At 33.0% G+C, this 1,401-nt stretch carries 1 pseudogene; it reads left to right on the top strand.

Annotated elements, in window-relative coordinates:
* Positions 1-549: 549 nt before the first annotated feature.
* A pseudogene (locus tag AB4Y90_RS17880) lies at positions 550-1,401 on the top strand (hypothetical protein); the annotation flags it as partial.

Genomic DNA, 1,401 nt, shown 5'->3' with positions numbered 1-1,401 from the left:
ATCCTGCACCGGGAATGATGGTTTACGATACCACAGCGAAGCAGCTTGCCGTTTTCAACGGTACGGTGTGGAGCTTCTGGAAACCCTGATATTATATGATGAATTTATCATAGATTACTAATACTGTATTTTTAATTATTTATCATAAAACAGCCTCTAATAGAGGCTGTTTTTGCGAATGTGTTAAATTTTACATAAAAAAATATTTTTTTATGTAAAAAAAGTATAAATTTGCAAAGGTTTAATAATTATCAAAATGAATCTTCAGCAAAAAATATTCATTTATAAACCTAAAAAACACACAATTATAAAAATGATGAATAAAAAAAATACATTCTACAACAATAAAGATTTTAGAAAATAAAATTTTCTTTACATTTCTATTTTTATTCTAAAATAGATTCTTAATCATTATCGTATAATTCTTACTGGAATTTTTTTTATTGATCTTTTATAATAAAAGCATAGTTCATTACAGATACACTGTTATTTACTATTAATAGACTATAAAATGAAATAAATTTATTATAATTAAAAACACAAAAACTGATGAAAAAGAAAAAAATCCTGCAAAAAATGATAAACTTTGTATTATTTTTTGCCTTGTTTACATTCTTTAATCATTTATCGGCTCAGAATATGGGTCCAGCAGATGATTTTGACGGTGACGGCATTATTAATGCATTAGATATTGATGATGATAACGATGGTATTTCAGATACCAATGAAGGCCTTACTTCCAGCGCAAATGCAATCATTAATGGAAATTTTGGCACAAATGGCAGCTCGGGCGGAAACCTTAACAGTTGGACAACTAATGGAACCGGTACTTCCACGCTTACCAACTGGGGAGCTAATGCAGGAGCTGCAGTATCTTTTCTCGATGGTGCTGAAGGTTTGAATCTTTATCAGACCGGAGTAGTTTTCAAGACTGCTTCTACACCGTCTTATGCTACTTTTTCTGTGAAAGTTTTATCAATAAATGCTGCGGGAACAAGCCCTGTAAGCCAAGGATGGGGAAAAATGGATTTTTACCTGCAAACCACAAGTGGCTTGGTAAGGATTTTCAGAGTTACCAATCCGCTTACGGCGACTTTAGCAAGTCCTGTTTCAAATATAGAGCTAATTGATCCTTCAATGGTAATTAATCTTGCTATAAACGGAGATTATTCTTCTAGAAGCTTTGCAAATAATAGTAGTTATTATACCATTACCGTAAACATAAAGACCGCAAACCTTCCCAACAGCGGTACAGTGCTTGTTCAGCGTAAAAATGGCGCAGCAAGCGGACCAAACGGAGTTATAGGAGCTGATGATTTTTCGATAGATGATATTTCGTATACTTATCCGGTTATGGTGGATACTGATAATGTTATCCGGTTATGGTGGATACTGATAATG

Origin of the sequence: Chryseobacterium sp. 2TAF14, assembly GCF_052115105.1 — a bacterium.
Classification (GTDB): domain Bacteria; phylum Bacteroidota; class Bacteroidia; order Flavobacteriales; family Weeksellaceae; genus Chryseobacterium.
Note: the sequence above shows the minus strand (reverse complement) of the source record. Positions and strands in the feature narration are given on the sequence as shown.